General features: G+C 42.9%; 1 protein-coding gene. It reads left to right on the plus strand.

Annotated elements, in window-relative coordinates; all coding sequences use genetic code 11:
• The coding region (locus tag ACFSR6_RS17520; RefSeq protein WP_379081232.1) for a YDG domain-containing protein at positions 1 to 1,020 on the plus strand (1,020 nt) is incomplete at both ends.

Genomic DNA, 1,020 nt, shown 5'->3' on the forward strand with positions numbered 1-1,020 from the left:
ATGGCAAAACTGTTACAGCAGCTGGCATGACATTAGGTGGTACTAAGGCTGCTAATTATACTTTATCGGGAGTTAATACCGCTACAGCTAATATTACTGCCAAAGATATCACTGGTAATTTTACTGCGGGTAATAAAGCTTACGATGGTACCAATACAGCAACAATTCTAAGTAGAACATTAACAGGAGTATTAGCCGGTGATGTCGCGAATGTATCCGGCACAGGTGGTACTGCAACTTTCAATAACGAAAATGCCGGTATCGGTAAAACAGTTACTGCGACAGGTATAACGCTAACGGGAACCAAAGCAGGTAATTATAATTTAACAACAATTAGTACAACTACTGCTGATATTACCGGCTTAGCTTTAACCGGAAGCTTTACAGCTGATAATAAAGTTTACGATGGCACTACCGCAGCGAGTGTATTAACCAGAAGCTTAACGGGCGTATTACCAGCCGATGCGGCGGATGTTAGCTTAACCGGTGGTACTGCTGCTTTTGGTACTGCTGATGTAGCCAATGGCAAAACAGTTGCTTCAACCGGCATGACTTTGGGTGGTACCAAAGCAGGTAACTACACTTTGACATCGGTTAGCACTGCAACTGCAAACATCACCCAAAAAGATATTACCGGAACCATAACAGCAAGTAATAAAATCTATGATGGAACTACTTCAGCAACCATTTTAACCAGAGCTTTAATCGGCGTATTGGCTGGTGATCTTGCCAATGTAACTTCAAGCGGTGGTACCGCCACTTTCGCTACTGCCGATGTAGCCACTGGTAAAACGGTAACGGCTACAGGCATTACGCTATCAGGCACAAAAGCAGGTAACTACAACTTAACTTCTGTAGCCACAACTACAGCCGATATTACAAAAAAAGATATCACCGGAGTTTTTACTGCCGATAACAAGACTTACGATGGTACTACAAGCGCAAGTATTTTAACCAGAAGTTTAACAGGTGTTTTAGCTGCCGATGTTGCCGATGTAACTTTAACCGGTGGCACAGCTA

It is taken from the genome of Pedobacter vanadiisoli (assembly GCF_042684385.1).
Lineage (GTDB): Bacteria > Bacteroidota > Bacteroidia > Sphingobacteriales > Sphingobacteriaceae > Pedobacter > Pedobacter vanadiisoli.